This is a genomic window from Erythrobacter sp. S249 (assembly GCF_057364975.1).
Genome location: NZ_CP200287.1, coordinates 899,238 through 924,643, shown reverse-complemented (window position 1 = coordinate 924,643; position 25,406 = coordinate 899,238). Strand labels below are relative to the sequence as shown.

The window sequence follows — 25,406 nt, the reverse complement described above, 5'->3', positions numbered from 1 at the left end:
ACCATTCACAGCAGTGCTTTCAAGCGAAAGCGCGCACCCCATACGGAGAGGTGCCGGAGTGGTCGAACGGGGCAGTCTCGAAAACTGTTGTGCCTTCTGGGTACCGTGGGTTCGAATCCCACCCTCTCCGCCACCTAGTCCCGCTACTGGTCTCCGCTTATACAGTGGCTGCGCGAGGCCGCGTTTAACGAGGGTTTTGCCAGTCCAAACCGCGCTTCCCTCAATCCCAAGCAATCATTCTCAGCGCGAACCAGGCGAGATATGTGTGGTCAGTTGCTTCATCGCGCTCGCCCACAGGCTTGCCTCATTAAGAAGGACTGGCGCTTCTCTCACCAGAAGAGTTCTGGCATGGCGAACGCTATGACCACCGAAACTGGCAGCTCCCAAATTTGCCCCCCAGACGAGCACATCCAGCCTGATTCAGGCGGAACCGGTTTGCCGACCGGGCCCGAATTGCTGCATAAACTGCACGAGGTCTTCGGCTTTCATTCCTTCCGCGGCGTTCAGCAGCAAGTCGTGGATCGGATCATGGACGGGCATTCGACACTGGCTGTCATGCCGACCGGGGCGGGTAAATCGCTGACCTACCAACTGCCCGCCACGCTACTGGAGGGGACCTGCATTGTCATCAGCCCGCTGATCGCGTTGATGCACGATCAATTGCGCAGCGCCCGCGCAAACGGGATCCGCGCCGCCACCCTTACCAGCGCAGACGAGAACCGCGCTGAAACGATCGCTCAGTTACGAGCAGGCGAGCTCGATCTTTTGTACGTAGCGCCGGAACGGGCAAGCCAGTCTCATTTTAGGGAGCTGCTTTCCCAGTGTCAGATATCCTTGTTCGCGATCGACGAGGCGCATTGCGTGTCCGAATGGGGGCACGATTTCCGCCCTGACTACCGTCTGCTGCGCCCGTTGATGGACCAGTTCAGCAATGTGCCACAACTAGCCCTAACCGCGACAGCAGACGCCCATACACGGTCAGATATCTTAACGCAGCTTGGGATTGCGCCAGAAGGGTTGATCGTCGCCGGGTTCGATCGCCCCAATATCCGCTATGCGATCCGTCCCCGCGACCAGCTGACGCAGCAACTAAGACGCTTGTTGGCCGAGAATTCCGGACCCGGGATTATCTATGCCCAAACTCGGGCGGCGACCGAACGACTGTCCAATTCGCTGTCTGACGGAACACGCGAAGTGCGTTGTTACCACGCCGGACTGCCAGCCGACATTCGCGCCGCAAACCAAGCGGCCTTCGTCGAAAGCGAGAACATGGTGATTTGCGCGACGGTCGCGTTTGGCATGGGCATTGATAAGCCAGACGTGCGGTTTGTCGCCCACGCTGGCCTGCCCAAATCGATCGAAGCCTATTATCAAGAAACGGGCCGCGCCGGGCGCGACGGCGATCCAGCATCGGCGCACATGTTCTGGGGAGCGGACGATTTTGCACGGGCGCGCATGCGCGTTAGCGATGTTGAAGAGGCGAGGCAGGCAGGAGAGCGGACGCGATTGTCGGCCCTCGGCGCGCTGGTTGAAACCGGTGGGTGCCGCCGTGCGATCCTGCTGCGCCATTTCGGAGAGCATCCTGCGCAAACTTGCGGCAATTGCGACAATTGCCTGGAACCGGCCCGCGCTGTTGATGCGACGATTGCCGCGCAAAAGTACCTCTCAGCGGTGGCGCGCACGCGGCAAACCTATGGATCAGGGTACATCGAGAGCATTCTAACCGGTCAATCCAGTGAGCGTAGCCGTGCACAGGGGCACGATACACTGTCAGTCTTCGGCATAGTCGAAGGCGAGGAAGCTGACCTGCTCAAACCAGTGCACCGAGCGCTGCTGGTGCGCGGTGCATTAATGCCGACGGAACATGGCGGCTTGATGCTAGGCCCGGAGGCACGCGGTTACCTCAAAGGAGAGCAGCCGCTGGATCTGGTTATCCCACCAAAACGGGTCGGCGGGAAGCGACGCAAATCCGGTTCAAGCCAGGCGCTCAACCCAGTTGGCGACCCGCTATTCGATGCCTTGCGCGAATTGCGCCGCGACTTGGCAAAGGAGAATCAGGTCCCTCCATATGTCATCTTCCACGACTCCGTACTGCGAGACATGACCGGGTTTAAGCCTCAGACCCGCGACGCGCTAAGCGAATTGCCTGGCGTCGGGGCGAAGAAACTGGATGCCTATGGGGACGCATTTCTCAAAGTCATCCAGTTGCACGACCGGTAGCAGCCAATACGTGATGGTTCTCGTGCGGCAGACTGCGAGCTTAGAGAATGCGTGTCTTACGAGCTGCGGTGGTGACGCTCGCCACGCATTGCTTTGGTCGCTCAGTATCCAGCATCCTTTGCTTCAGTCGTGGCTCTTGCCGTCGCGGGTGCAGCCGCAGCGGTGCGGATCAAAGTTTGAGCCTCGGCAATTGCAGCTGACTGCTCCATCTCTCCTTTCTGGATTTGTGTGCCCATCTCAAGCAAGCGGCCACTGATGACAGTGCCAGTGTTGGCCTCTTCCTCGACAGTTACGCCGTTGCCGCTTGCAATCGCTTTGTCCCATTCTGCGCGCACGACGGCCCAATAATCCTCAGTCGCTTTCCAGTATGCATCAGCGGCTCCAGTGGGATAACCGTCAAATGTGACATAGGTGTTGAGCACGCTCTCCTGGACATAGGGCACAGCTTCACCGTCGACCCACTTCATCTTCGTGTTGTCTTGCCAATGGATCCAGCCGCCCGGAAATGGCTGATGACGGTTGATCGAGCGGTAGTGATCATAATCCGGATTTCGGGTCGCATCGCGGCGGGCCAGCGGGCGCACGGTCCAATTTGACCGCCAGCGGCGCACACCATTGGTGGTTTCCCATTGACCCCACCCGGCATAGCGCGGGCTGTCATCCACCTGATAGACGGTTTGCGACCAGCGCCCGGCTCGCATTGGTTGGGGCACATCTTCGAGCACCCATTTGCCCGTGCTGTTGTAAGTCAGGATTTGCTCAGGCTCATATTCCCAGTCTTGCCGCCAATGCTTGATGACAAATGGGCTCGCCTCCGGTCCGACCACCAGCAGGTGCTGCAGCACAATCTTGCGGCCCGTATCCTCGATCACCCGCACGCTTTCATGCCCGCCAGAAATTTTGGCATCGATCGGCTCATAGCCTTCGCGCCAAGGGGTCGTTTCTTTCATATCGAAGGTAACTTTGAAGTCGCCTGCCATTGCCAGAATGTCGGCGCGGTCCGCCTCGAACGATGCGCTTTCCTGGGCGCTCGTACGCTCACCGACAGGGGCGTCAGCGAGTGCTGGGCTGGTTGCAAGGGCAAGGGCGCAAACGGCGCCGCCAAATAGGTTTGCCAATTTCATGGGTTCATTCTCCTGGGATCAAAAAGCGGCGCTGAGCGAGACGCTGAAATTGCGGCCGGGTTGAGTGAAGGCTTCGGTGAGGGTGGACGCGTCGGTCAGGCCGCGAACATCGCTCCAATAGGAATAGGCCCTATCCGTGATGTTGAAGAGGCCGGCGCGCAGCGTGAATGTGTCGTTGAAGCGGTAGAAGGCCGTTGCATCAAAAATCGCGAACTCTTCTGGACGGAAACAGGTGCCATTGCACACGCCGACCGTTTCATTCGCTTCCTTGCCCGCATTGTACGTAACGATCAGCTCGCCGCCGAAGCGTCGATCCGGGTCGCGATAGCCGATGCCGAACACCGCATTGAGCGGATCTATAGTTGAAAGCGCAGCAACAGGCGCGCCGGGTGACTGCACCTCGCCATCGGCATAGGCGATGGCGAACCGGGTGCGGAAACCGTTATCCGCCTGGTAGCTGGCTCTTGCCTCGACGCCGTTGACCTTGACGCTGTCGAGATTGACGAACTGGAAAACACTGGGATCAAATGGCGTGCCGGTGCCGCTAACAACCTCTTGGCTTATGAAGTTGTCATAGTCGGCGACAAAGCCAGTAAGCGACAGATCAATCTCATCCGTGCCGTAGCGCACACCGCCCTCGAACGTTTCGCTGGTTTCTGGTTCGAGATCCGGGTTGGGCGCAGAGGTGTAGCCGAAGGCCAGGTTTTCAAAGAAGTTGTTCACTTGGCTTGGCGTTGGCGCGCGGAAACCTTGCGCGTAGTTTGCGAACAGGCGGACATCGCCATTGCCCAGTTTGAGAACCGCGCCGACTTTCGGTGAGAGGCGGGAGCCATCTTGTCCCGATGCTGAAAAGGTCGGCAGAAGCGGATCATCGGTCGGGTCCAGATCATAAAAGTCGAACCGTACTGCTGGGTAAAGCGTGAATGCGCCATCAGCGATCTCTACTGCGTTACCCACAAATATGCCGCCGAGCGTGAAATCGGTGACTGGGAAGGCTCTGCTTGGGAAACTCTCGCCGAATGGCGGGACCACTCCGTGACGCAGGCCTTCTTGCCGGGTGAAGCTCACGTCGCCGCCATAGGAGAGCGTGTGCGAGATCCCGCCAGTGTCAAAGCTCGAACGGAAGTCTGCGACGCTGCCATAAACGCGGTTCTCAAACGTGTTGAGCCGTTCGCGATCAGGACGCGGTGTTGCCCCGGTTGGTGAGCGATCTTCATCGGCGAACTGGCGATCTTCGCCATCCTGCCAATAGGCCGCAAGATGGGCATAATCGATAAAGCCAGTGCCAGCTTCGTCAGCGGTCCATGTCCAATCGGCTGAAACGCGGGTGCGCTCTGTCGTGTCGAGCGCCGTTAGACTGTCGACAATCCAGCTGGGCGTTGGGCCGAATAGGAAGACAGGACCGCGCCCGGTCAGCACATCGGAGAACACTTCGCGTTCAAGGTATTCACCGGTCAGACGAATGCGATGGCCGCCATCGCTCCAGACCAATTTACCGAGCAGTGCGTTGGATTCGCCGTCTTGGGGATTGGGCAAGGTGCGCGTGGGGCCTTCGCCGCCAATGCTTGCCTGATTGTCGAGCTCTTCGAAATCGCGGCGCGAGTAGGCGAGCAGCGCGGAGAAGTTCCCGGCACTGCCCGCGATGGCAGAGGTGCCAGCGAACTCATTGTCGGCAGAGCCATATTGCGCACGCATAAAGCCGCCGATGCGGTTGCCATCATCAATGAAATCTTCGGGGTCCGAAGTTGTGAAGCTGATCGCGCCGGCCAGCCCGTCACTGCCGTAAAATGCAGAGGCAGGCCCGCGCAGGATCTCGACCGATTTGATCAGGCCAAGGTCACTGGCACTGTCTCGGCCAACGCTTTGCGCGCCAAATGCAAACCCTTGCGGCGCGCGGATGCCATCCACCTGGATTAGCACACGGTTGCCGCCGATCCCGCGAATATTGAAATCCTCATTGCCAGCGCGCCCAGTCGTGCCGAGCGCGGCACCAAAGCGGGCAGGAGCACGGCGAACAGTCACACCTGGCTCAAAGCGCACCAGATCGCGAATGTCGGTGACTAGCTCATCCGCAATCTGCTCAGCATCGATAACTGTGACCGTTGCGGGCGCGTCAGCAATCGTCACGGGCGCGCGCGTCGCAGTGACGGTAATGGTGTTTTGATCGGTTTGTTGATCCTCTGCGGCTTCTTCCGAAGCGTTTGCCGCGCAAGCGGACATAATAGCGATGGCAGAACATGCTGCTCGGGCAGCATGACTGAAACGGGTAATTGACAAGTGAAAATCCTCCATAGCGTTTCGCAAATGCGAGTCACTTGCATTAGCATCTAGTGATGCCGGAATTTTGTCAATGCTGTTGGTGCGTCCTTTGGGCAGAATAAGTGAGTAGCTGGAGTTTTGCTTCAGAAGGATCGAGCGCGTTCAAGCCGGTGCGAATGCCACCTTCAGGAGCCCTCACATGTGGGGAGTTCCAGCTCTACGGCCGGAAACGAACGTTCCATCAACAAACCATTTGCAAGGAACAAATCCCTCAGCTAGCTCCGATGTTACGTTGTAACATTAAATGAGTCGATCTCGAAATTGTCTGAAATATTGCAAACCTCCGCAGCGGTTTCTGCCTCCTGTGACGTTCTTCGCGCGCTGCGTGATCCAGAGTGCAATCTCGCGATCTGGGAGCGCGAAATTCCGGGCAACTATGCCCGCCTACTTTCGAGCGATCCTACAGATGTTCGGTTCGACACGCCCTTGCCAAACCTACGCGAACGCCTTGAGGAATGCTTGGATGATGCGGGCTTCGCAGATCAAGTTGAGCGAGACGAACTGACCGCCGACATTGTGATGTTGGCGGAGCGCTATTGTAGCGTTCTTGACCTCACTGAACTCGAAGTCAGAATTGAGGTCGTTACCACCAATTCCTGCCGCAAGTGGCATGCCGACTATGTCAAAGCGCGCCTAATCACGACTTATGCGGGGTCAGGCACTCAATGGCTGACAGACGACGATGCCGCCCGCGTAAAGAACGGAGCTGAGCCGCTCCACATCAACTCGATGTCGGCGGGTGATATTGGCATCTTCAAGGGTAAGCTCGCCACCAATAGCCCGGCCATTCACCGTTCGCCTCCTATCGCAGGAACGGGCGAGAAACGCCTGCTTCTGGTCCTCAATCCTTCTGAGGGCGAGTGACATGGAGAACACAGCAAAAATCGACCGGGCAGCAATAGGCTTCAGCCTGATCTGTGTGGTGCATTGCGCGCTCTTGCCCGTCGCCGCGATCAGCCTACCAATGCTTGGTTTGCTGGCGGATGCCGAATGGGTCCACTGGTTGTTTGTAGCACTCGCAATCCTGGCGGGGGTCACGACTGTCTTAATCGCGCATGATGCGCGCACGCCTTCATTTCTTATCCCGGCAATCACCGGGATTGGCTTGCTGCTCCTTGCGCTTGTCGCTGAGTCCCTAGGCTTTGGCGAAACCGCCCCAACAATTGCCGGCGCGGTGCTCTTGGCGGGGGCGCACCTCTACCGACTTTCCCGAAATCACTAGTTCTGAACGGATATTCTAATGCACCTTAATCGGCTTCTTGCCTCCTCTTCCTTCATCATACTAGGCGCTGTCAGTGCTCCGGCCATCGCTCAGGACTTTGAAGCGTCCGAGGGTGTCGAGACGGCAAGTGGCGAGATCATTGTCACCGATCGCCGCGCCTATCGGGGCGATTTTGAGGATCTTGAGATTCCTCAAATCGACCAGACTATCGGCTCAGAAATTCTGCGCGATACCAATGCACTGGATTTGAATGCAGCGTTGGATCTGTCGGCTTCTGTGTCACGCCAAAACAACTTTGGCGGCCTTTGGAACAGCTTCTCCATCCGCGGCTTTTCAGGCGACATCAACCTGCCCAGCGGTTTTCTCGTTAATGGTTTTAACGCCGGGCGAGGCTTTGGCGGCCCGCGCGATATTTCTGGAATTGAAGCGGTTGAAGTTTTGAAGGGCCCGCGCTCTGCGCTTTATGGACGGGGTGAACCGGGCGGCACGATCAATCTCGTCACCAAGCGTCCTCAGTATGAGACGTCTGGCTATGTCCAGCTTCAAGGCGGCTCATTTGATTTTTACCGCGGGGATATCGACCTTCAAACGACGCTGGGTGACAATGGCGGTATCCGCGTTGCAGGCTTTTTCGAAGATGCGGGCAGTTTCCGCGTGGGTAAGGAAACGCAGAAATTTGGCATCTATCCGTCCGTCCGTTTCGATGTCGGGGAAAGCTCAACGATCACATACGAGCTTGAATACACCTCGCAAGAATTGCCTCAGGACCGCGGTGTAATCTTCTCCGACCAGTTCAGTTTTTCGCCTCGCAGCTTGTTCACGGGCGAACCTGATGCGCTGATCGATACAGAGGTGTTTGGGCACCAGCTCGAATTTCAGACCGAGTTCAGCGACAATTGGGGCCTTCTCGTAGGTGCAGGTTATCGAGAGACATCGCTTGTTGGCGATGCTTATGAAAACAACTTTGGCAGCCGCCAGCCCTATCTCGTCGACGGCCAAGCGATTTCCCGTTTTTTCCGCTTCCGCGATTACGAAGCGGAATATCTCGCCCTGCGCGCAGAGGTGAATGGCGAGTTCAACACGGGCGCATTGCGTCACCGCTTGATCTTCGGTGTCGACTACGACGAGTTTGACAATGATCAGGTCGCCAACCGTTTTCGCCAGGCTGGAATTGGCGGAGCTGCCAGCGGCACGCTTGATCCAGAGACTTACCTGCTAATCTTCGTGAACAACCCGCTTTACGGTCAATATGCCCGCCCCGATGCCGCTGCACAGATTGATCGCTTGGAAGAAACGGGTGGATTTGGTTTTTACATCCAGGACCAGATTGACCTGACCGACAAATTGCAGGTTCGCATAGGCGGGCGCTTTGATGATTTTAATCAGAGGTTGGTCAACCGTAGCTCTACTCCCGCAGTCGTAAGCGAGTCATCCAACAGCGCCTTTTCTCCGCAAGCAGGCCTTGTGTACCGCGCGACCAATGGCATCAGCCTATATGCGTCATACGGAGAGGGCATTCGCCAGCTTTCCGGTGCGGACTTTGAAGGCAACTCATTCGATCCGAATAAGTCTACGTCGTTTGAAGCGGGCTTGAAGCTTGACCTAGCTTCTGTGTTCTCAGGCGTTCAGGGTTCAGCTTCTGCGACCGTGTTCGATGTTGATCAGAGCAATATTCTCATCTTCGACCCACGTCCTGAAGCAGCGGGCGAACTGATCCCAGCGGGCGAAGCGCGCAGCCGCGGGCTGGAGTTTGATGCCAATGCGAGCTTCGATAGCGGACTAAATATCTGGCTGTCCTATGCTTACACCGATGCCGAATACACCAATAGCGGAACGGATTCGGCAACGTTCACCACCTTCAATCCTGGAGAGCCGCTCATCAACTCGCCTGACCATCAGCTGAGCCTGCAAGTGTCTCAACGCTGGGTGGTCGATGATATTGGCGTACAATTGGGCGGCGGGGTGCTTCATGTTGGAGAGCGTAACGGGGAAGTCGGTGGCGACTTCGACCTGCCCGATTACACAACGGTCCGTCTGTTCGCCGAATTTGAATTTATCGAGAACCTGTCATTCCGGGTCGATTTCGAGAACTTGTTCGACGAGACCTATTACACCGACTCCTTCGCATCCGTCTGGGTCCAACCTGGCGCTCCACGCTCGGCGTTTATCTCAGCACGCTACAGCTTCTGATTGAAAGAGGAAAACGACATGACATCGCCTTTGGAGGCTCGCTCGCTTTCTCTGGTTCGCGAGGGAAACGCCGTGTTGGACGGCGTTTCCTTTGCCGTACAGCAGGGCGAGATTTTCGCGCTGCTCGGCGGCAATGGTGCTGGCAAATCCAGCACATTGCTCACCTTCCTCGGCTTTCTCGATCCGTCCGGCGGGGAAGTGTTGGTGAATGGCACAAGTGTGAGCAGTGATGTGGCTGCTGCTCGCGGTGCGATCGCATATTTGCCTGAGGCGGCATCGCTTTATGGGCACATGACAGCCTATGAAAATCTTGACTATTTCCTACACCTAGCCGGAAAATCAGCGACTACGGGCGAGATCGACGCCGCGCTTGACCGCGTTGCCTTGCCGCAAGAAGCTAGAACCCGCCGCTTGCAATCCTATTCCAAGGGGATGCGGCAAAAGACCGCCATCGCGCTCGCCTTGCTCCGCGAAACCCCAATATTGCTGCTTGATGAGCCGACATCAGGCCTCGATCCAGTTGCCATTCATGAGTTTCACGATCTCGTGAAGGCCTTGGCCGAGGGCGGGCAGACCGTTCTTATGGTGACCCACGATGTTTACGGCGCTTGCCAAATTGCAGACCGGGTCGGTCTGCTCCGCCACGGCAAATTGGTCGGCAGCTTCGCGGCAGAGAACGGCCAGCGGATCGATACAGAAACGGTGCATGCGGCATTCGCTGAAAGGCAAGCTGCATGAGCACGGTCACCCGCATAGCGCGCGAGGAATGGCGCCTCTGGCTGCGCTCGCGGGTCGTGATCGCGGCTGCGGTGATCGTCGCGGTGCTGATTGCTGCCACAAGTCTGCTAACCGCAAGCCGTATCGCTGACGAGCAATATCAGCGCACCCAGCAACAGATATCAGCAGAGCAAACCTTCTTTGCGCAGCCTGACCGCCATCCCCACAGGATGATTCACTACGGCCACTATGCGTTCCGTCCGCCGCCGCCGCTTGCGGTGTTTGAGCCGGGCGTGGATGCGGTGACAGGTCAATCCATCTTTCTCGAAGGGCACCGCCAGAACACTGCTATGTTCGCCGATACCAAGGCGGCGGCGGATCTTGGCGGATTTGCCGCACTGACCCCGGCGAGCCTCTATCAATTGCTCCTGCCGCTGCTGCTCATCGTCTTGGGCCACGCTATGTTCCTGCGCGAGCGCGAAAGCGGAACGCTCGCGGTCATGCTCGCGCAGGGACAATCGGGCGCGAGGCTTGCGCTGGGCAAAGCAACCGCTTTGCTTGCCGTGATCGCCATCTTCATGGTCCCGCTGGTGCTCGTGGCTGCCTATTCGGTCAGCCTCGGCGAAAGTGCCCTTGCTGCCGGTTCAATGGTCGCCGGGTATTTCGTCTACCTCTGCATCTGGGGCGCAATTGTCCTCGCTGCCTCAATCTTGCTCAATCAGCGCTCGGTCTCGCTTGGCGCACTGATCTTCGTGTGGCTGTTCGCAGCCCTCATCGTCCCGCGCTTTGCCATTAATGCGAGCAGCGCGGCGATTGACGCACCTGGCAAAATCGAGAGCGATCTTGTGATGCTTGCCGAGCAGCGCAAGCTGGGCGATGGGCACAATGCGGCAGACCCAGCCTTCATGCAGCTTCAGGCCGAAGTGCTGGAGCAATATGAAGTTGAGACCATCGAGGAGCTACCCATGAATTGGCGCGGCGTGGTCGCATCGTATTCGGAGGCCGAGCTGACCGATCTGCTCAATTCCTACGCAGAAGAGCGTATGGGGCTAGAGGCGAGCCAGTCGCGCATCTTCGGATGGTTCGGATTGGCTTCACCGACCATCGCGATCAGCTCAGCGTCGCGCACACTGGCTGGGACCGATCTCGCAACCCACCACCGGTTCTTGCGCGAAAGCGAGGCTTTGCGATTTGGCTTCGTCCAGGCGCTCAATGAAAAGCACGTCAACGAACTCGATTATGCAATCGACATGAACCGCAATGCCGATGCTGAGGCGTCCCGCCGCGCACGAATTAACGCCGGCGCCTGGGAGGTGCTCGACGAGTTCCGCTTTGAGCCAGATGACGCAGACACGCGCCTAGAGCGCGCATTGCTCTCATTTGTCATTCTATTGATTTGGCTCACCGCTGCTGGCGGGCTGGTTTACGGCGCAGCGCGGCGGGTGAGGCTCTGATGCTCGGAAATTTAGTCCGCGAAGCGCGTTTCCTCGCAAAAGATCGCGGGGCGCTGTTCTGGCTGCTTCTCGCGTTTCTCCTCTCCGTCGTGGCGGTATCTTTCGGCATCGCAGAGGTTCGCGAACAGCGCGAAACCATCGCGACTTTGCTCGAAGAAGACGCTGCGGATCGCGCAAATGCACTCGAGGGACAGGAGGATTGGGGCAGCGCCGCCTATTACGCCTTCCACCTCACCTACGCGCCGCCATCCGACTTCGCCTTCGCGGCCATGGGACAACGCGATAGCAGCCCATGGAAACACCGTGTGCGCATGCTCGCGCTGGAGGGGCAAATCCATGAGGCCGATACACGCAATGCGGACTTCGGTCTTGTTGGACGGTTCGATTTCGCCTTCCTAGCGGCCTCCGTTGCGCCGCTGCTGCTGATATTGTTGCTCTACGATCTGCGGGCATCGGAGCGGACCATGCGCCGCCACGATTTGCTGGTGGCGACCGCCGGTTCGCCGCGGTCGCTATGGCTGCCGCGTGCGCTGGTGCGAGTATCTGCGTTGGCCTTGCTGCTGCTCATTCCCCTCTGGATAGGAACTGCGGTCGAAGGCGCTGCGCTGGCGCTCACCATACAGGCGAGCGCTATCGTAGTCGGCTCGCTGCTGATCTGGTGGCTGATCGTTGAGTTGGTCAGCCGCATCGACGCCTCACCATCGATCCTGCTGACATCGCTGATCGGCTTGTGGCTTGCGCTAGCCATCGTCGTTCCTGCTGTTTCAAAGGCGGCCATCGAAGCCAGCAATCCTGTGCCCGACGGCGGTGAAATCCTCCTCTTGCAACGCGAGACAGTGAACGACGCATGGGATTTACCCAAGGAAGCGACGATGGAGCCGTTTGTGGAGCGGCATCCTGAACTCGTTGACCATACAGAGATCGAAGAAGGCTTCGAATGGAAGTGGTATTACGCGTTCCAGCAGGTCGGCGACCAAGTGGCAGAGCCGCTCGTTCAGCAATATCGCGATGCGCGGCTTGCGAGAGATCGGTTGGCAGGAACAGCCTCGCTGCTGTCCCCTACGTCGCTGGCTGAGCGTTCGTTTGAGAAACTGGCTGGAACCGATGCAGCCGCAATGATCGCCTATGAAAACCGCGTGCGGGACTACCATGGCCAGCTGCGCGCGTTCTATTATCCGCTGATGTTCCCAGAAGAGCCTTATGACCAAGGCCTCTTGGCTGACTTGCCTGTATATGCACCTACCAAATGAGGCGAAGAGGGCGGCTGCATTGATCTCACCTCAAAGAGAACTGAGAGGCACTGATAGTCTTTGAATTTTCCAATAGGTGGCTGGGTTCCCGTGGAGTTTGCGGAAGCGTAGAGACTAAAGCGCTGGGATGATATGTCCATTTTAGACGCCTCTAGCAGCAAGCGGAGGTTCCGCTGTTGGCCCATTTTTGCCATCGCTTGAATTCTTGGGTGAGGGCGGAGACGGACATTTTTAAAGTGCTCATTAGCTAATACCGCTGGCAGTTGCGTTATTTAGCAATCAAAGGGTAGCGCAGGCCCCTATGCTAGTTCTCGGCGCTCTTGCCGAAAATAAGGCAGCCAGAGAGTGATTGTGCAGCCTCCACCGGGCTCGGAGCGACAAGCAAGACTGCCGTGCAAAGACTGCGCTCTGGACTTCATATTGCTGAGCCCCTTGCCTTGGTAATCTATGTCCGCGTCAAAGCCGCAGCCATTGTCTATCACGTAAGAGGCGATCCCTTGGACGCCGCTCTGCGTCTCCTCCTTGCATCCGATCGTGAGTTCATTGGCTTGGGAATGAAGTAGCACGTTTCCAATCGCTTCTTGCATAATCCGCAGAACATGCAGCGCGTTGCTCGCATCTAGCCAAGAGAGCGGCTGGCAGTCCTCAACCTCCCATTTGCAGGCGATCCCAGCATCACGCAAATCACCCGCCATGCGGTGACGAAGATTGCCGATGAGCGCGAGCAAATCGCCTTCGATCGGTTCCAATGAATCGACCGTTATCTTCAGATCATTAAGCGCACGGTTGAGAGTGTTTATTGTAGTCTCTGGATGGTTCTGTCGGCGCGCCACGGCCAAGGCAGTGATCAGATTTGACCCGATCCCATCATGCATTTCCTGCATCAAGCGGCCTCGCTCTCCAGCTAGGGTTTGCTCGACCAGCAATTCCTGCCTGGCCGCTTCACTTGCTGCCAGTTCCGCGCGGGTCTCTGCTATACGTTGTGCAAGCCGCACGTTGGATTTGCCCAGATCGACAAAGGCATCAAGCGCCCTCTTGCCGAAGGAGATAACGAAGGCGCTAGTATACATCAGTCCGCCATAGATCGTCGCATAAGTGGCGCTGCCGTCGCCTTGATGTAAGATTGCTATATAGAGATCGTATAGGGTCAAAAGCGGCGTCGCCATCATGATGAAACCGAGAACGCCATGCTCAATATTGCGATGGCGATTCAAGTTAATGAACCCGAGTGCAGATATGCCAAAGACGACAATTGCAGAAGGCCCATACAGAGTTAGATCTGAGGTGCCGAGCAGTGCATGCACCAACGTCAGCACCACGCCGAGGGACAACATGACCCATATCCAAGTTTTCCGGTAAGCTGATTTCGTAAAGCAGAGATAAAATGCCGCGGTTGCCACCGTTGCAAAGTACGCCGCATAAACTGGTAATGTTGTAAACACTGTTAGGCCGAACGGACTGAGTTCAAACGGAGCTTGTTCTGCGTAGAATTGGTAGTTCCTCAGGAACCAAACGACCGTCGAAATCGATAACCAGAGCAGCTCTACCTCTTGTCTGCGCCCCAGCCAAAATAGGAACACCAGCATGCCCATAAGAAGCATGGCAAAATTCACGGCGCGTGGTCCTGAAATCTGCCAAAAGAACCGCGAATCGTGGAATTTCTGTAACGTGATTTGCGGCCCGAGCAGCACTCGGCCAATTCCCAACGATTCTTGCGAATACGCCTGAAAGATGATCTCGTTCAGCCCGGGCTTTAAGGTTTCCGTTGGGATCGGAATTAAGATCGGCCGATACCATGTGTTCATTTGATCAGAGATCTGTGCAAAATTGCGGTAGACCTCTTCACCGTTCACTAGCACTGTAAAATTGTTGCGCGTGCTGATCGTATAAAGCGCGATAGGGTTTGCTCCAATCGCGCTGCGTTCAAACCGAAATCGTCCGCTCAAACTGTGTTCGTCGCCGATCCGCCATTTGGCCTCGTTTATGCGGAATATCGCCGGGTTCTCGCCTCGCTCCCACCCTTCGTTTGGAAATTGGATGCCTTCGCTGAGGATATATTCCCCCTCGGTAAATTCGATGATCGGCCCAGTTGGCGTCTCGATCACTTCAAAGGAGTCGGCGGTCTGAGCCAGCAGAGTGCCTGGCACGGCGAGCAGCATAAGGCACAGCAGTGCGAACCGCATCGCCCATGCAGTCATCCCCGCTTTACTCGCGCCCATTCTACTCGCGCACGAGCAGCCCCTGTGATGAAGCTTCAAACAACGCCTCCGCTCGGCTGTTGACTTCTAGCTTGCGATAGATGTTTTTGACGTGTGTTCCAACAGTGTGGCTCGATACGCTCAAGACATCCGCACATTCCGCATTGGAAAAACCGCGCGCAAGCAGGTTCAGCACCTCAAATTCGCGTTCTGACAAGGGCGAGGCCATTGGCACCGCGGGCTGTGCTGGATCGGGTTTGATCTCACCAAGCAATTGCCGCGCGATCACCGGGCTGATGGGGGAACCCCCTGCACGGATATTGCGGATGGCCTCAATACAATCCTCAATTCGTTCATCTTTGAGCAGATACCCGCGTGCACCCGCCCGCACCGCATCCAGAACTTTCGCCTGATTTGCAAAAATCGTGATTACCAAGATGTCGGTATCTCGGCCGGTTAGGACCTCTTTCCGGATGAGATCCACCCCGCTGCCATCGGGCAGGCCCAGATCGCACAGCAAGACATCATAACCGCCTGCCTCGATCATGCCAGAGCCCGCAACGCAGTTGGCCGCTGTGTCGGTCAGGATCATGTCCTCCGCTTCGCTGACCGCATGCGACAACAGATCGCGCATGGCCGGATCATCTTCAATAATGGCAACGCGGATCATGGGGCAGCACCTTAAAAACACTCGAGGCGGGTCAGCATACCCTACAATCAGGCGATCACCATACCGCGATCGCGGTATATGCGGCAGGCCAGCGTTTCCCTAGTCCTGCGCCAGAATTTTTTGGATAGAAAAGGGGAAATACAATGCGTAAGTTACTTTTGACCGCCACGGCCACCACTGCGGTGGCGATGGGGATTGTGGCCATGCCGCAAACCGCACAGGCCGATACCTGCTTGCTCGACACTGATAATGACGGGGTCGCCGATGCAGGCACAGATACCGACGGCAATGCAAATGACCAAAACGACAGTGAGTCTTTTGCTTGCGGTAACGCCGCTCTTGCTGATCCGGAGAATACAGATGGTGATGGCGCAACGGCGGTGGGCGATACTGCAACGGCGAGAGGCGCGGGTACGCTGGCGATTGGTAACGAGGTAATTGCCGATGGTGATGGCGCGGCCGCAGTTGGCGGTGATGCAAGCAGCAATGGTTCAAACGGTATTACTCGTGCTGTTGGTGATGGAGCATCGGCATTTGGTGTTGGCGCAAATGCTGCCGCTAATAATGCAACCGCTATCGGATTTAACTCTTTAGCAGATGGCGCAATTGCAACTGCCGTTGGCCGCAATTCAGATGCTGGCGGCCAAAGCGCAATCGCCATTGGTTCAGCAAATGCATCGGCGCAGCAAGCCATCGCTGTCGGTTTCAATGCCAACGCCGGTCATTTCAACGCAATTGCCGTGGGCGCGGCCGCAACAACAGCTGGGGGCAGCGCAACCGCAATCGGCGCCTTTGCGAATGCAGCGGCTGAAGCCACCGCATTGGGTGTAAATACCAGCGCTCTCACAGGAGGAGTAGCGCTTGGAGCGCGTGCTAATGCTGGCGGGGCAGATGCCATATCGATCGGTTCTGATAGCAACGCCACTACTGTAGACGCTATCTCTATTGGCAGAGCCGCCGCAGCAAGCGGCTCAGGCACAGTTGCTCTCGGTGCTGGCTCTTCTTCAGCCAATAATGGCAGTGTTGCGATTGGCCAGAACTCGGTGGCTGATGGCGAAAATGGAGCCGTCGCAATTGGTAACGACGCAGACTCAATGGGTTTTGTGTCGACCGCCGTTGGCTCTTTTGCCGAAGCGACTGGGGACCAAGCAACTGCCTTGGGAGCAGGAGCCACTGCAGCCGTGGAGCGTTCCACTGCTGTTGGTGCAAACTCAGTTGCGAATGGTTTAGGTTCGATTGCGCTAGGAGGAGCCAACAACTTTGGTCCACTTGCGAACGCTGAAGGCGCAATTGCAATTGGCGGTCAGACATTGATGAGCGACGGTGCACTAGCGGGGGCACTGAATGCGATTGCGCTTGGTTCGGGCACAAGCTCCACCGGCGAGAATGCCATCGCGTTTGGCGTGGATGCGAGTGCGAGCAGTCAGGATGCGAGTGCTGTTGGGTCAGCTACGATTGCGATTGGTCAGGAGGCGTCAGTGTTTGGCGCAAGGGCGCGGACCAATGGCGCTTTGGCAACGGCTGTGGGCGCACGTTCTGTGGCGACCTCAAACGGGACATCGGCCTTTGGTACAGGGTCTCAAGCCCGCGCGCTCAATGCGACTGCAGTTGGCAACTCAGCGCGGGTGGAAGGAGCCTTCTCCACCGGGATTGGTACCAGCGTGACTATCGCTGGCACAGCCAACTCAGCGGCTGCGGTGGGCTTTCAAGCAAACGTCAGCGGCAGCGCTGGCACAGCGGTGGGCAGCTCAAGCGAGGTCACCGCGCAGTTTGGTACAGCTGTGGGCCGTGAGGCAAGCGTTACGCATGTGAACTCGACTGCGGTTGGTTTTCAGGCAGCGTCCACGGCAGCCAACCAAGTGGCGCTTGGAGGAGAGGGATCATCCGTGCGGATCGGCGATATCGACGCCAGCACGGCGGCTCAGGTGGGCCCGGTTGACGCGGTGACGGTGGATGCCAATGGCACGCTGGGCCGTCAAAGCGTGGCCACAGCCGCCTCAGTCGACAATGTGCGTGTGGCGCTTAACGCGGTTGCGCAGGTCTCGACCGCTCAGTTTGATGCGCTCAGTGGGCGGGTCAACACGTTGTTCGACCTCACCGACACAATTGACCGTGATGCGCAGCGCGGCATCGCCTCCATCGCAGCACAAGCAGCGCCGCATTTCCCCAGCGCAGCCGGTAAGACCAGCTATGCTAGTAACGTTGCCACCTACCGCGGCGAGGTCGGCTTCTCCGCTGGCCTGATGCACCGGTTCGAAGGCGACTTCGCCATCACAGCCGGGGTAACCTATGCAGGCGGGAACTCCACCAGCGTACGCGCAGGCGTCGCGGGCGAGTTCTAAGGCTCGCTTTGAAGAGAGATGGGAGCGGGCGCATGCGTGTGCCCGCTTCTATCGTCCTAGCCCTAAACCACCCGAAGCCGAATGCCGACGATATGTTGGTGAGCGCGGGCTCGACATTTATTGTGGTGCACCTTGGAGTGTATCAGCCAACTTCCACCAATTCGATCAGCTCACTCTCGGGCCCAACGAACGTAGCTGATCGCCGGCCCAGGTAGGGCGCGCCCTTTTCTGATCGGATGTTTGTGATCGGAGCGAGGCCAATCTTGTCCAAACTATCCACCGCCAGCGTTACGATGGCGTTGCCCGGCGGCAGATGGCCAGGCGCAACAGGGCGTTCGCTCGCTGTATCGGGATAGCCATCCACCTCGATGATCGGCATGCGCCCCTTGTGAACCATGGTTAGGCTGGTTTGATGATCGGTTGGCAGATCAAACGCGCGGTTGATCGAGGAATAGGGGATGGTGTGGGTCTCGCTCTCATCCAGTCCCAGCTCATTGCAGTGCCACTGCACGGCGCGCTGCCTATCCTTTGCCGCCAGAATGCAGATGAAGGTCAGATCGACGGGGCACTGCGCTTTGGGCAGATCAGTGCTCGGCGTGTTGTCGCGCACTTCGTTGAGATAGATCATCTCCTGCCCGCGCCCGACCATTTGCATGGCGATGAGGTGGTCCAGCCCGGGGATATGGCGCGGCGGGCCGACAATATCGAAACCGCTTCCTTCCAAGACTGCCGGCCATTGAAAGGCGTCTTCTACGCTCAGCTCAAACGCGGCCCAGCCATAGGTTTGTGTCGCGCGGAATCCGTCTGGCAAGGGCTGCTCGACCAGTCGGATATAGCTTTCGGCGCCCGATATGGGTTGCAGCACTGCCTGCCGGTTTCCTGCAACAGCATGGGCTTGCCACGAGAATGCTTCTTGCTGCGACACTTCGCCTTCAGAGACGAGCCTAAGCCCTAAGCGTCCGTGGTAATCGTCGAGCGCCAAATCCAAGTCCGGCAACGCTGCCGTGACGCATAGGATCGAGCCATGCTTGAGCGAGTGCACGCTCATATGACGGCGCAAACCGTCTTAAGCTCCAAATAGTTTTCAAGCGCCGCCTGACCGCTGTCGCGGCCATAGCCCGATTGCTTGGTTCCTCCGATGGGCAGCGAGGCGTCGTACATGGCGTGGCTGTTGATCCACACTGTGCCGGCATTGAGCCGGTTGGCGAGGCGCGTCGCATTGGATAGCCCCTCAGACCAGATACCAGCAGCGAGGCCGTATTCGCTGTCATTGGCAGCGGCGACGACTTCATCGACATCATCGAAGCTCTGAATCACCAAGATGGGGCCGAAGATTTCCTCGCAAAGCGCCTTAGCGTTAGGCGCTAGGCCAGTGATAACGGTGGGTTCGACAAAACTGGCATTGGGGCCGGTGACATTACCGCCGCAATGAATGGTCCCGCCCTCATCGCGCGCGGATTGGATATAGCTCGCGACTTTGGCGGCATGCTGGGGTGACACCAGCGGACCCATGTGCGTTTCGGGATCAAGACCGTGGCCAAGTTTGATGGATTTCGCCGCCGCGACGATCCCTTCGACCACCTGGTCATAGACGTTCGAATGGGCATATAGCCGCGAGCCCGCGATACAGACCTGCCCTCCATTGAAGAAGATTGCATTGGCTGCGCCTGGTATCGCTGCATCAAGGTCTGCATCGGGCATCACGATAACCGGCGATTTGCCGCCCAATTCCAGCGTGACGCGTTTGAGATTGCCCATCGACGCCTCAACAATCGCCCGGCCCGTGGCGGTTGATCCGGTAAAGGCGATCTTGTTCACATCATTATGCGAGGCAAGGTGCGAGCCTGCCTCCGCGCCGAGCCCCGTGACAAGGTTTATGACACCGGCGGGAAGGCCAGCCTCTGCCATCAATTCCACCAGACGGATCGCGGTGAGAGATGTGTCTTCCGCCGGTTTCAAAACCACTGTGCAACCCGCCGCAAGAGCGGGCGCGAGCTTCATCGCTGTCAGCACCAGCGGGCTGTTCCATGGCACGATGGCCCCGACAACGCCCACAGCTTCCTTGCGGGTGTAAGCGAAGATTTCCTTGCCTTCGGGCTGGTAACTGATCGAGGTGGGAATGGAGGAGCCTTCGATGGCCGGGGCTAGTCCTGCGAAATAGCGGAATTGCGCCGCCGCGCCGGGGATTTCGGCCCAGCGCCCGACATAGAGCGCCTTGCCTTGGTCGAGCGTCTCCAGCTCGGCCAACTCATCAATATTCGCCTCTATTAGGTCGGCTATCCGGTGAAGAATGGCGCTGCGTTCCATTGGTGTCATGGCGCTCCAAGGGCCAGTATCAAAGGCTGCGCGAGCAGCAGCGACTGCGCGTTCCACATCCTGCGCGCCGCCCTGTGCGATTTGGCCAATAACCTCACCTGTGGCCGGGTCATGCGTCGGGAAGTGGCCGCCCGCTGCTGCATCCACCCATTCGCCATTGATGAAGAGCTTGTGCTTTTCCCGATCCAGAAACGCCTGCGCCGCGGCACTGGGCGCTATCGAACTGACTGAAATCTCGCTCATGCTGTGTCGCCTTTCGCTGTTAGCTGCCCGGGGATGTGGGTTTCATGCTGTTTTGAATAATGTTCTGCGATTTCTTGGCGGGTGGGCCACCAGATACCGTCTAGATCTTGCGCAAATTCGATAAACTCCCGCAAAGCGCGGATCATATGGGCGCGGCCCGAAACATGCGGATGCAGGCCGACATTCATAATGCGCGGCTGGGTCTCGCCTTCCTTGTGGAGCACCGTCAGCTCCTCGATCAACAGATCGCGATATTCATCGGTGGTGCGCATATTGCGCGTGACGATGGTGAAATCATTGATGACGTTGGAATAGGGGACGGCGACCAGCGGGCCAGCATCGGTTCGGATCATATAGGGCTGATCGTCATTCATAATGTCGCAGTAAAACCGGAAGCCTTCCTCGGCCAAAATGGTAGGTGTGTTGAGCGTTCCGCGCAGGCTGGACGACAGCCAACCCTGCGGCCGTTTACCGACATGCTTCTCATAGATTTCGATGGAGCGGCGGATGATGTCGCGTTCAGCGGCGGGATCATCGTGAAAATCGGTCAGCAATTCGCCCTGTTCGTAATTGTGGGCGATGAGTTCCCATCCGCGATCAAGGCAGGCCTGGGTCATCGCGCCGCGCCGCTCGAATGTCACTGCATTGGTGGTGCAACTGGCTTTCGCGCCCAGCTCGTCAAGCATGTCGATAATCCGCCACACGCCGACACGCTGACCATATTCGCGCCAGCTGTAGTTGGGATAATCGGGAATACGCCCGGCAAGCATATTGGGGAGCAAGGCTGGGCCGCCCGCATAATAGGGCTGATCCGTGTCCTTGGTCAGATCCCATGTTTCCATGTTGATCGTGATGACCAAGGCGACCCGCGCATCGCCCGGCCAATGCAATGGGCCGCGCTCGGTAATCGGGACATAGTCATATTCGAACATGCATTTTCCTTACGCTAGTTGGCTAGCGGCTAATCGGTTTGTGTGACGCCGTTTGCCGCCAATTCATCAATCGCTTCGGGTGAATAGCCCAATTCGGCCAGAACTGTGCGGGCGTCTTGGCTTGGCTTTGCCAGATCGGCATCCCGCGACAGCAGCTGACCGTTCATTTCGATGGGCAAGGTGGGCAGGGCGGTGGTGGTGCCGTTGCTGAGCGTCACATTCTCCAACGCGCCCGATGCTTTGAGATGTTCGTCTTCGAACAAGTCTTCCGGCCTGCTGATCGGGGCAAAGGGAATGCCGGTGCCTTCGATCTTGCTGATGATTTGCGATTGGGTGAATTGCTCCATCAGCGCGCGGACTTGCGGCATGATTGTATCGCGAGCCGCCACGCGTGCATTGTTTTCGCGCAGCGCCTCATTGGCCCAAAGTTCCTTCAGATCAAAAACGTCGCAGAATTTTGCCCAAAGGGGATCAGAGACCACACCGATAAAGATGGGCTCATCCTTGGTTTGAAACACATCATAGATCGCCCAGGCAGAAACCCGCACGGGCATGGGCTGCGCTGCCTCCCCGGTGACGGCCAGTTGCGCCATATGCTGGCCCACCAGATAGGCTGTGGTCTCGAACAAAGATGACTGGACCTTTTGCCCCCGACCTGTCCGATGGCGTTCTTCCACGGCGGCTAGAATGCCGATCACGCCAAACATGCCGCCTGCAACATCGATCACGCTGGCCCCTGCTCGCAAAGGTTTGCCTGGCGGGCCGGTCATATAGGCCAGACCGCCCATCATCTGCGCGACTTCGTCCAGCGCGGTTCGGTTTTCATAGGGGCCGGGCAGAAACCCTTTTTGCGAGCAATAGATCAGTCGTTCATTGATCGCCGCTGCATCATCATAGCCAAGGCCCAGCCGGTCCATTGCGCCGGGGCGGTAATTTTCGACTAAAATATCTGCCTGCCCGATCAATTCGCGCGCGATTTTTTGGCCATCTTCGTGTTTGAGATTGAGGCAAATGCTCGATTTGTGGCGGTTATACATCGGGAAATAGCCCGCGCCTGATCCGCGCAATTGGCGTGTCCGGTCTCCGCCGACAGGCTCCACTCGGGTCACCTCTGCGCCCAAAGAAGCCAAGATCGCGCCCACCGTCGGCCCCATGACCATATGGGTGAACTCAACCACCTTAAGACCGGCGAGCGGGGAGGGTGTGTTCGTATCTGTCATGCGATCACCGCCTTTGGCGTTGCGTGTTCGAACCCGAGAGGAACGCCCGCATCGGCGGTAAAACCATAGAGCGGCTCGACCGGCAGTGCCTCGGCCAAAATCTCGCGAACTTTGAGCAGCGCCTCCAGATCAATCCCGCAATCCAGCCCCATTGCGCTAAGCATGAACACAAGGTCTTCGGTCACGATATTGCCGGATGCGCCGGGCGCGAATGGGCATCCGCCCAAACCGCAAAGCGAGGCATCGAACGTGGTGATGCCGACCTCTAGTCCCGCGACAACATTCGCAAGGCCAAGCCCGCGGGTATTGTGGAGGTGCAGCGAGTTCAGCCTGTCATCGCCAACCGCGCTTTTGACTTGGCGCACTAGGTCGCGCACCTGCGCGGGATTGGCGTATCCGGTCGTGTCGGACAGGCACAATTCCTGCGCCCCTGCGGCGACGGCCTGTTCGGCCAATCGGGTAATCTGACTGGCGGGAATCGCGCCTTCCATCGTGCATCCGAAAGCGGTCGATAAACCCACTTCCAAATAGGGGCGTCGCGCTTCGGGCTGTTGCCGAACCAACTCTGCGATGGCTTGGATTTCGTTGATCATTTGCGCATGGGTTTTGCGCACATTGTTCAGGCTATGTGTTTCCGACATTGAGAGGGGGATCGATATCTTGTCCGCCCCCGCCGCGATGGCTCGCTCGGCCCCTTTCAGATTGGGCACGAGCACTGCCACATCGAGGTTCGGTATGGTCTTGGCAAAGGCGACGACTTCGGCGGTATCGGCCATTTGCGGCAAAAGAGCAGGCGGCACAAAGCTGCCCACTTCGATCTCGCTTACGCCTGCGGCCGCTTCCGCTGCGATCCACGCTTTCTTCGCTTCAAGCGGCATGACCGTATCGATGCTCTGCAACCCGTCGCGCGGACCGACTTCGCTGATTGTGATGGCGTTGGTCACTATGACGGCCTCTTCATTATGCTTCGCGAGCGTTTCATTGCAGGTAAATCCATGGCCGCTGGGCTTGATCTGCGGCTTGCCAGCCTTTGATGTCCTCAGCTTGTTTGAGGGTCAGCGCGATTGAATCCAATCCGCCGATCAGCATCATCTTGGCCTCTTCATCCATCGGAAAATGCCAAGACTGGCCATCGGCGGAGGTAACGGTCTGATTGGGGAGATCGACGCTGATCGCTTCGATTTGACCCGCCAGCAGCTCAATCACATTCATAGGCAAAGCCGCGCACAGCAACCCATTGCGCGAGCAATTGTTTTCAAAAATCGGCGCAAAACTGGGCGCGATGATAGCGCGAATGCCATATTCGGCCAGCGCCCACACCGCGTGTTCGCGGCTGGAGCCGCAACCGAAGTTCTCGCCCGCCAGTAATATTTGAGCATTGGCAAATTGGGCATTGTTCAAAACGAAGCCGGGGTCGAGTTGATAGTCGCTCCCGGGCAGATAACGCGCCCCTGCAAAAAGCCCCTTGGCCAGACCGGATTTGCCAGTGGAGCGCATTTCGCGTGAAGGGATGATCTGATCCGTGTCGATATTTGCATTTAGCAACGGCACAGCAAGGGACGTTATCTGCGTCATTGGCTCTCTCATCGCGCACACTCCCGATGGTCAGCGATAGCGCCTTTGATCGCGCTGGCAGCGACGAGTTCTGGGCTGGCTATATGGGTTTTGACCAAATGCCCTTGCCGATTGCGGAAACTGCGGTTGGTGGAGCTGACCACGCGCGCACCCTCGGCAAAGCTCTCCCCCCTGCGAAGAAGCACATCGAACATCCGCTTTCACGCCATTCAAAACCGGCGTCGAGAAATATCTGGTGGAGCCCTTCATTCTCAGCGGCGCGCTTCACCGCCGATGACCCAGGCACGCAAATCGCTTTCGTCCCGGCGGCTACCTTTCTTCCGCTTAGAACATCCGCCGCGCGCCGCAGGTCGCTAAGGCGCGAATTGGTGCAACTGCCAATAAAGGCTGCATCAATTGGCAGGCCGATCAATGCTTGCCCGGGTTCGAGCGCCATATAGCTAAGCATTTGCGCATCCGCGTTACTGGGCACTTGGCCATTGATTGCGACCGCCGCGTCGCCGCTGGTCCCCCAAGTGATCATTGGCGCAATGGTGCTCGCATCAATCGCGATCTCCTCGTCAAAGGTCGCATCTTGATCGCTGCTGAGGATTTGCCAATCGGCCAAGGCAGTGTCCCATGTCGCGCCTGTTGGCGCAAAGCGCCGGTTCTGAAGGTACTCGAAAGTCTTCTCATCTGGCGCAATGATCGCGCTCATCGCGCCAAATTCGGTCGCCATGTTACACAAGGTCATGCGCGCTTCCATGTCGAGTTCGCGAACAGCCTGCCCGCAAAACTCAATCACCTTTCCGCGCCCACCCGATGCCGAGTATTGCGCAATTAGCGACAGGATCATGTCTTTGGCGGTGACACCGGGACCCATCTGGCCTTCAAACTTGACCCGTATCGTATCGGGCCGCTTCACCCTCAATGTACCCGTGGCCATCGCGTGCTCAGCTTCAGAAGAGCCTACACCCCAGGCCAGCGCACCGAATGCGCCCTGAGTGCAAGTGTGGCTGTCGGGTGCGATTAGCGTGCAGCCGGGCAGGACAATCCCCAGTTCCGGTGAGATCACATGGGTGATGCCCTGATCTGCGTCATTCACGTCGAACAAATGGATGCCGGCGTCGACAGCTGCTTGGCGGGTCTCTGTGATGAAGGCCTGCCCGCCGGGCATCAATGTCTGGTCGCCACGGCCTGGGCGCGTATCGACGATATGGTCCATCACGCAAAACACGCGGGCCGGATCGTTCGGTTTTCGGCCGGCCTGTTTGAGGGAATTGAGCGCAACCGCGCCTGTCCGCTCATGCAGGAACACACGGTCAATCGCGATCAACGCATTGCGCGCGGCAAGCGGCTCGATCAGATGACGATTCCATATTTTGTCGAACAACGTTGTTGCCATACGCTATAATCGCAAGAATTTGGGCGGTAT

At 57.8% G+C, this 25,406-nt stretch carries 20 protein-coding genes and 1 tRNA gene; 9 read left to right on the top strand and 12 right to left on the bottom strand.

Annotated features, from left to right (window positions below; genetic code table 11):
* Positions 1-44: 44 nt before the first annotated feature.
* Positions 45-133 (top strand) — tRNA-Ser (locus AC0V6V_RS04445).
* 227 nt (positions 134-360) lie between these two features.
* Positions 361-2,220, top strand: a complete 1,860-nt coding sequence (gene recQ, locus AC0V6V_RS04440) for a DNA helicase RecQ (RefSeq protein ID WP_486164237.1) — start codon at positions 361-363, stop codon at positions 2,218-2,220.
* 101 nt (positions 2,221-2,321) lie between these two features.
* Here recQ and AC0V6V_RS04435 read toward each other — a convergent pair whose 3' ends face one another.
* Positions 2,322-3,344: a DUF6607 family protein gene (locus AC0V6V_RS04435; protein WP_486164236.1), complete on the bottom strand. Its 1,023-nt coding sequence runs from the start codon at positions 3,342-3,344 to the stop codon at positions 2,322-2,324.
* Positions 3,345-3,362: 18 nt separating this feature from the next.
* The gene (locus AC0V6V_RS04430) at positions 3,363-5,621 is read right to left on the bottom strand and encodes a TonB-dependent hemoglobin/transferrin/lactoferrin family receptor (protein WP_486164235.1); all 2,259 of its coding nucleotides are present in this window, start codon (positions 5,619-5,621) and stop codon (positions 3,363-3,365) included.
* Positions 5,622-5,924: 303 nt separating this feature from the next.
* Between AC0V6V_RS04430 and AC0V6V_RS04425 the strand changes: the two genes are divergently transcribed.
* Genes AC0V6V_RS04425 through AC0V6V_RS04400 form a run of 6 tightly spaced genes read left to right on the top strand, consistent with a single transcriptional unit; the run spans position 5,925 to position 12,496 of the window.
* Positions 5,925-6,527 (top strand): DUF1826 domain-containing protein, encoded by a 603-nt coding sequence (locus AC0V6V_RS04425; protein ID WP_486166221.1) that lies wholly within the window; start codon positions 5,925-5,927, stop codon positions 6,525-6,527.
* A 1-nt stretch (position 6,528) separates the two neighbouring features.
* Positions 6,529-6,885, top strand: a complete 357-nt coding sequence (locus AC0V6V_RS04420; RefSeq protein WP_486164233.1) for a MerC domain-containing protein — start codon at positions 6,529-6,531, stop codon at positions 6,883-6,885.
* Between the two features lie 18 nt (positions 6,886-6,903).
* Entirely contained in the window at positions 6,904-9,075 is a 2,172-nt protein-coding gene (locus AC0V6V_RS04415; RefSeq protein ID WP_486166220.1) for a TonB-dependent siderophore receptor, read from the top strand.
* Positions 9,076-9,093: 18 nt separating this feature from the next.
* A complete protein-coding gene (locus tag AC0V6V_RS04410) occupies positions 9,094-9,813 on the top strand; it encodes an ABC transporter ATP-binding protein (RefSeq protein WP_486166219.1) in 720 nt (239 codons plus the stop codon).
* The gene (locus tag AC0V6V_RS04405) at positions 9,810-11,246 is read left to right on the top strand and encodes a DUF3526 domain-containing protein (RefSeq protein ID WP_486166218.1); all 1,437 of its coding nucleotides are present in this window, start codon (positions 9,810-9,812) and stop codon (positions 11,244-11,246) included. The genes AC0V6V_RS04410 and AC0V6V_RS04405 overlap by 4 nt, the downstream gene beginning before the upstream one ends.
* On the top strand, positions 11,246-12,496 hold the full coding sequence (locus AC0V6V_RS04400) for a DUF3526 domain-containing protein (protein WP_486164229.1): 1,251 nt from the start codon (positions 11,246-11,248) through the stop codon (positions 12,494-12,496). The genes AC0V6V_RS04405 and AC0V6V_RS04400 overlap by 1 nt, the downstream gene beginning before the upstream one ends.
* 299 nt (positions 12,497-12,795) lie before the next feature.
* On the opposite strand, the gene AC0V6V_RS04395 is transcribed toward AC0V6V_RS04400, so the two are convergent.
* Together AC0V6V_RS04395 and AC0V6V_RS04390 are read right to left on the bottom strand one after the other, a co-directional pair.
* The gene (locus tag AC0V6V_RS04395) at positions 12,796-14,715 is read right to left on the bottom strand and encodes a sensor histidine kinase (protein ID WP_486164228.1); all 1,920 of its coding nucleotides are present in this window, start codon (positions 14,713-14,715) and stop codon (positions 12,796-12,798) included.
* Position 14,716: 1 nt separating this feature from the next.
* Positions 14,717-15,364, bottom strand: a complete 648-nt coding sequence (locus AC0V6V_RS04390; protein WP_486164227.1) for a LuxR C-terminal-related transcriptional regulator — start codon at positions 15,362-15,364, stop codon at positions 14,717-14,719.
* Between the two features lie 143 nt (positions 15,365-15,507).
* Here AC0V6V_RS04390 and AC0V6V_RS04385 point away from each other — a divergent pair, with 143 nt between their 5' ends.
* The gene (locus AC0V6V_RS04385; RefSeq protein WP_486164226.1) at positions 15,508-17,706 is read left to right on the top strand and encodes a YadA family autotransporter adhesin; all 2,199 of its coding nucleotides are present in this window, start codon (positions 15,508-15,510) and stop codon (positions 17,704-17,706) included.
* Between the two features lie 142 nt (positions 17,707-17,848).
* Here the strand turns inward: AC0V6V_RS04385 and AC0V6V_RS04380 are convergent, their stop codons facing one another.
* The 8 genes from AC0V6V_RS04380 to AC0V6V_RS04345 are packed head-to-tail and all read right to left on the bottom strand — an operon-like array spanning position 17,849 to position 25,364.
* A complete protein-coding gene (locus tag AC0V6V_RS04380) occupies positions 17,849-18,754 on the bottom strand; it encodes a hypothetical protein (protein WP_486164225.1) in 906 nt (301 codons plus the stop codon).
* The gene (locus AC0V6V_RS04375) at positions 18,751-20,265 is read right to left on the bottom strand and encodes an aldehyde dehydrogenase family protein (protein ID WP_486164224.1); all 1,515 of its coding nucleotides are present in this window, start codon (positions 20,263-20,265) and stop codon (positions 18,751-18,753) included. The genes AC0V6V_RS04380 and AC0V6V_RS04375 overlap by 4 nt, the downstream gene beginning before the upstream one ends.
* The gene (locus tag AC0V6V_RS04370; RefSeq protein ID WP_486164223.1) at positions 20,262-21,197 is read right to left on the bottom strand and encodes a polysaccharide deacetylase family protein; all 936 of its coding nucleotides are present in this window, start codon (positions 21,195-21,197) and stop codon (positions 20,262-20,264) included. Before AC0V6V_RS04370 ends, AC0V6V_RS04375 begins: the two co-directional genes overlap by 4 nt.
* A gap of 29 nt (positions 21,198-21,226) precedes the next feature.
* The gene (locus AC0V6V_RS04365; protein WP_486164222.1) at positions 21,227-22,417 is read right to left on the bottom strand and encodes a CaiB/BaiF CoA transferase family protein; all 1,191 of its coding nucleotides are present in this window, start codon (positions 22,415-22,417) and stop codon (positions 21,227-21,229) included.
* Positions 22,414-23,361 carry a hydroxymethylglutaryl-CoA lyase gene (locus AC0V6V_RS04360; protein WP_486164221.1) on the bottom strand — a complete coding sequence of 316 codons (948 nt, stop codon included), beginning with the start codon at positions 23,359-23,361 and terminating at the stop codon, positions 22,414-22,416. The genes AC0V6V_RS04365 and AC0V6V_RS04360 overlap by 4 nt, the downstream gene beginning before the upstream one ends.
* A 34-nt stretch (positions 23,362-23,395) precedes the next feature.
* Entirely contained in the window at positions 23,396-23,992 is a 597-nt protein-coding gene (leuD, locus tag AC0V6V_RS04355) for a 3-isopropylmalate dehydratase small subunit (protein ID WP_486164220.1), read from the bottom strand.
* An 8-nt stretch (positions 23,993-24,000) separates the two neighbouring features.
* Positions 24,001-24,135 carry an aconitase family protein gene (locus tag AC0V6V_RS04350; RefSeq protein ID WP_486164219.1) on the bottom strand — a complete coding sequence of 45 codons (135 nt, stop codon included), beginning with the start codon at positions 24,133-24,135 and terminating at the stop codon, positions 24,001-24,003.
* Positions 24,072-25,364, bottom strand: coding sequence for a 3-isopropylmalate dehydratase large subunit (locus AC0V6V_RS04345; protein WP_486166217.1), 1,293 nt, complete (start codon positions 25,362-25,364; stop codon positions 24,072-24,074). Before AC0V6V_RS04345 ends, AC0V6V_RS04350 begins: the two co-directional genes overlap by 64 nt.
* Positions 25,365-25,406 lie beyond the last annotated feature (42 nt).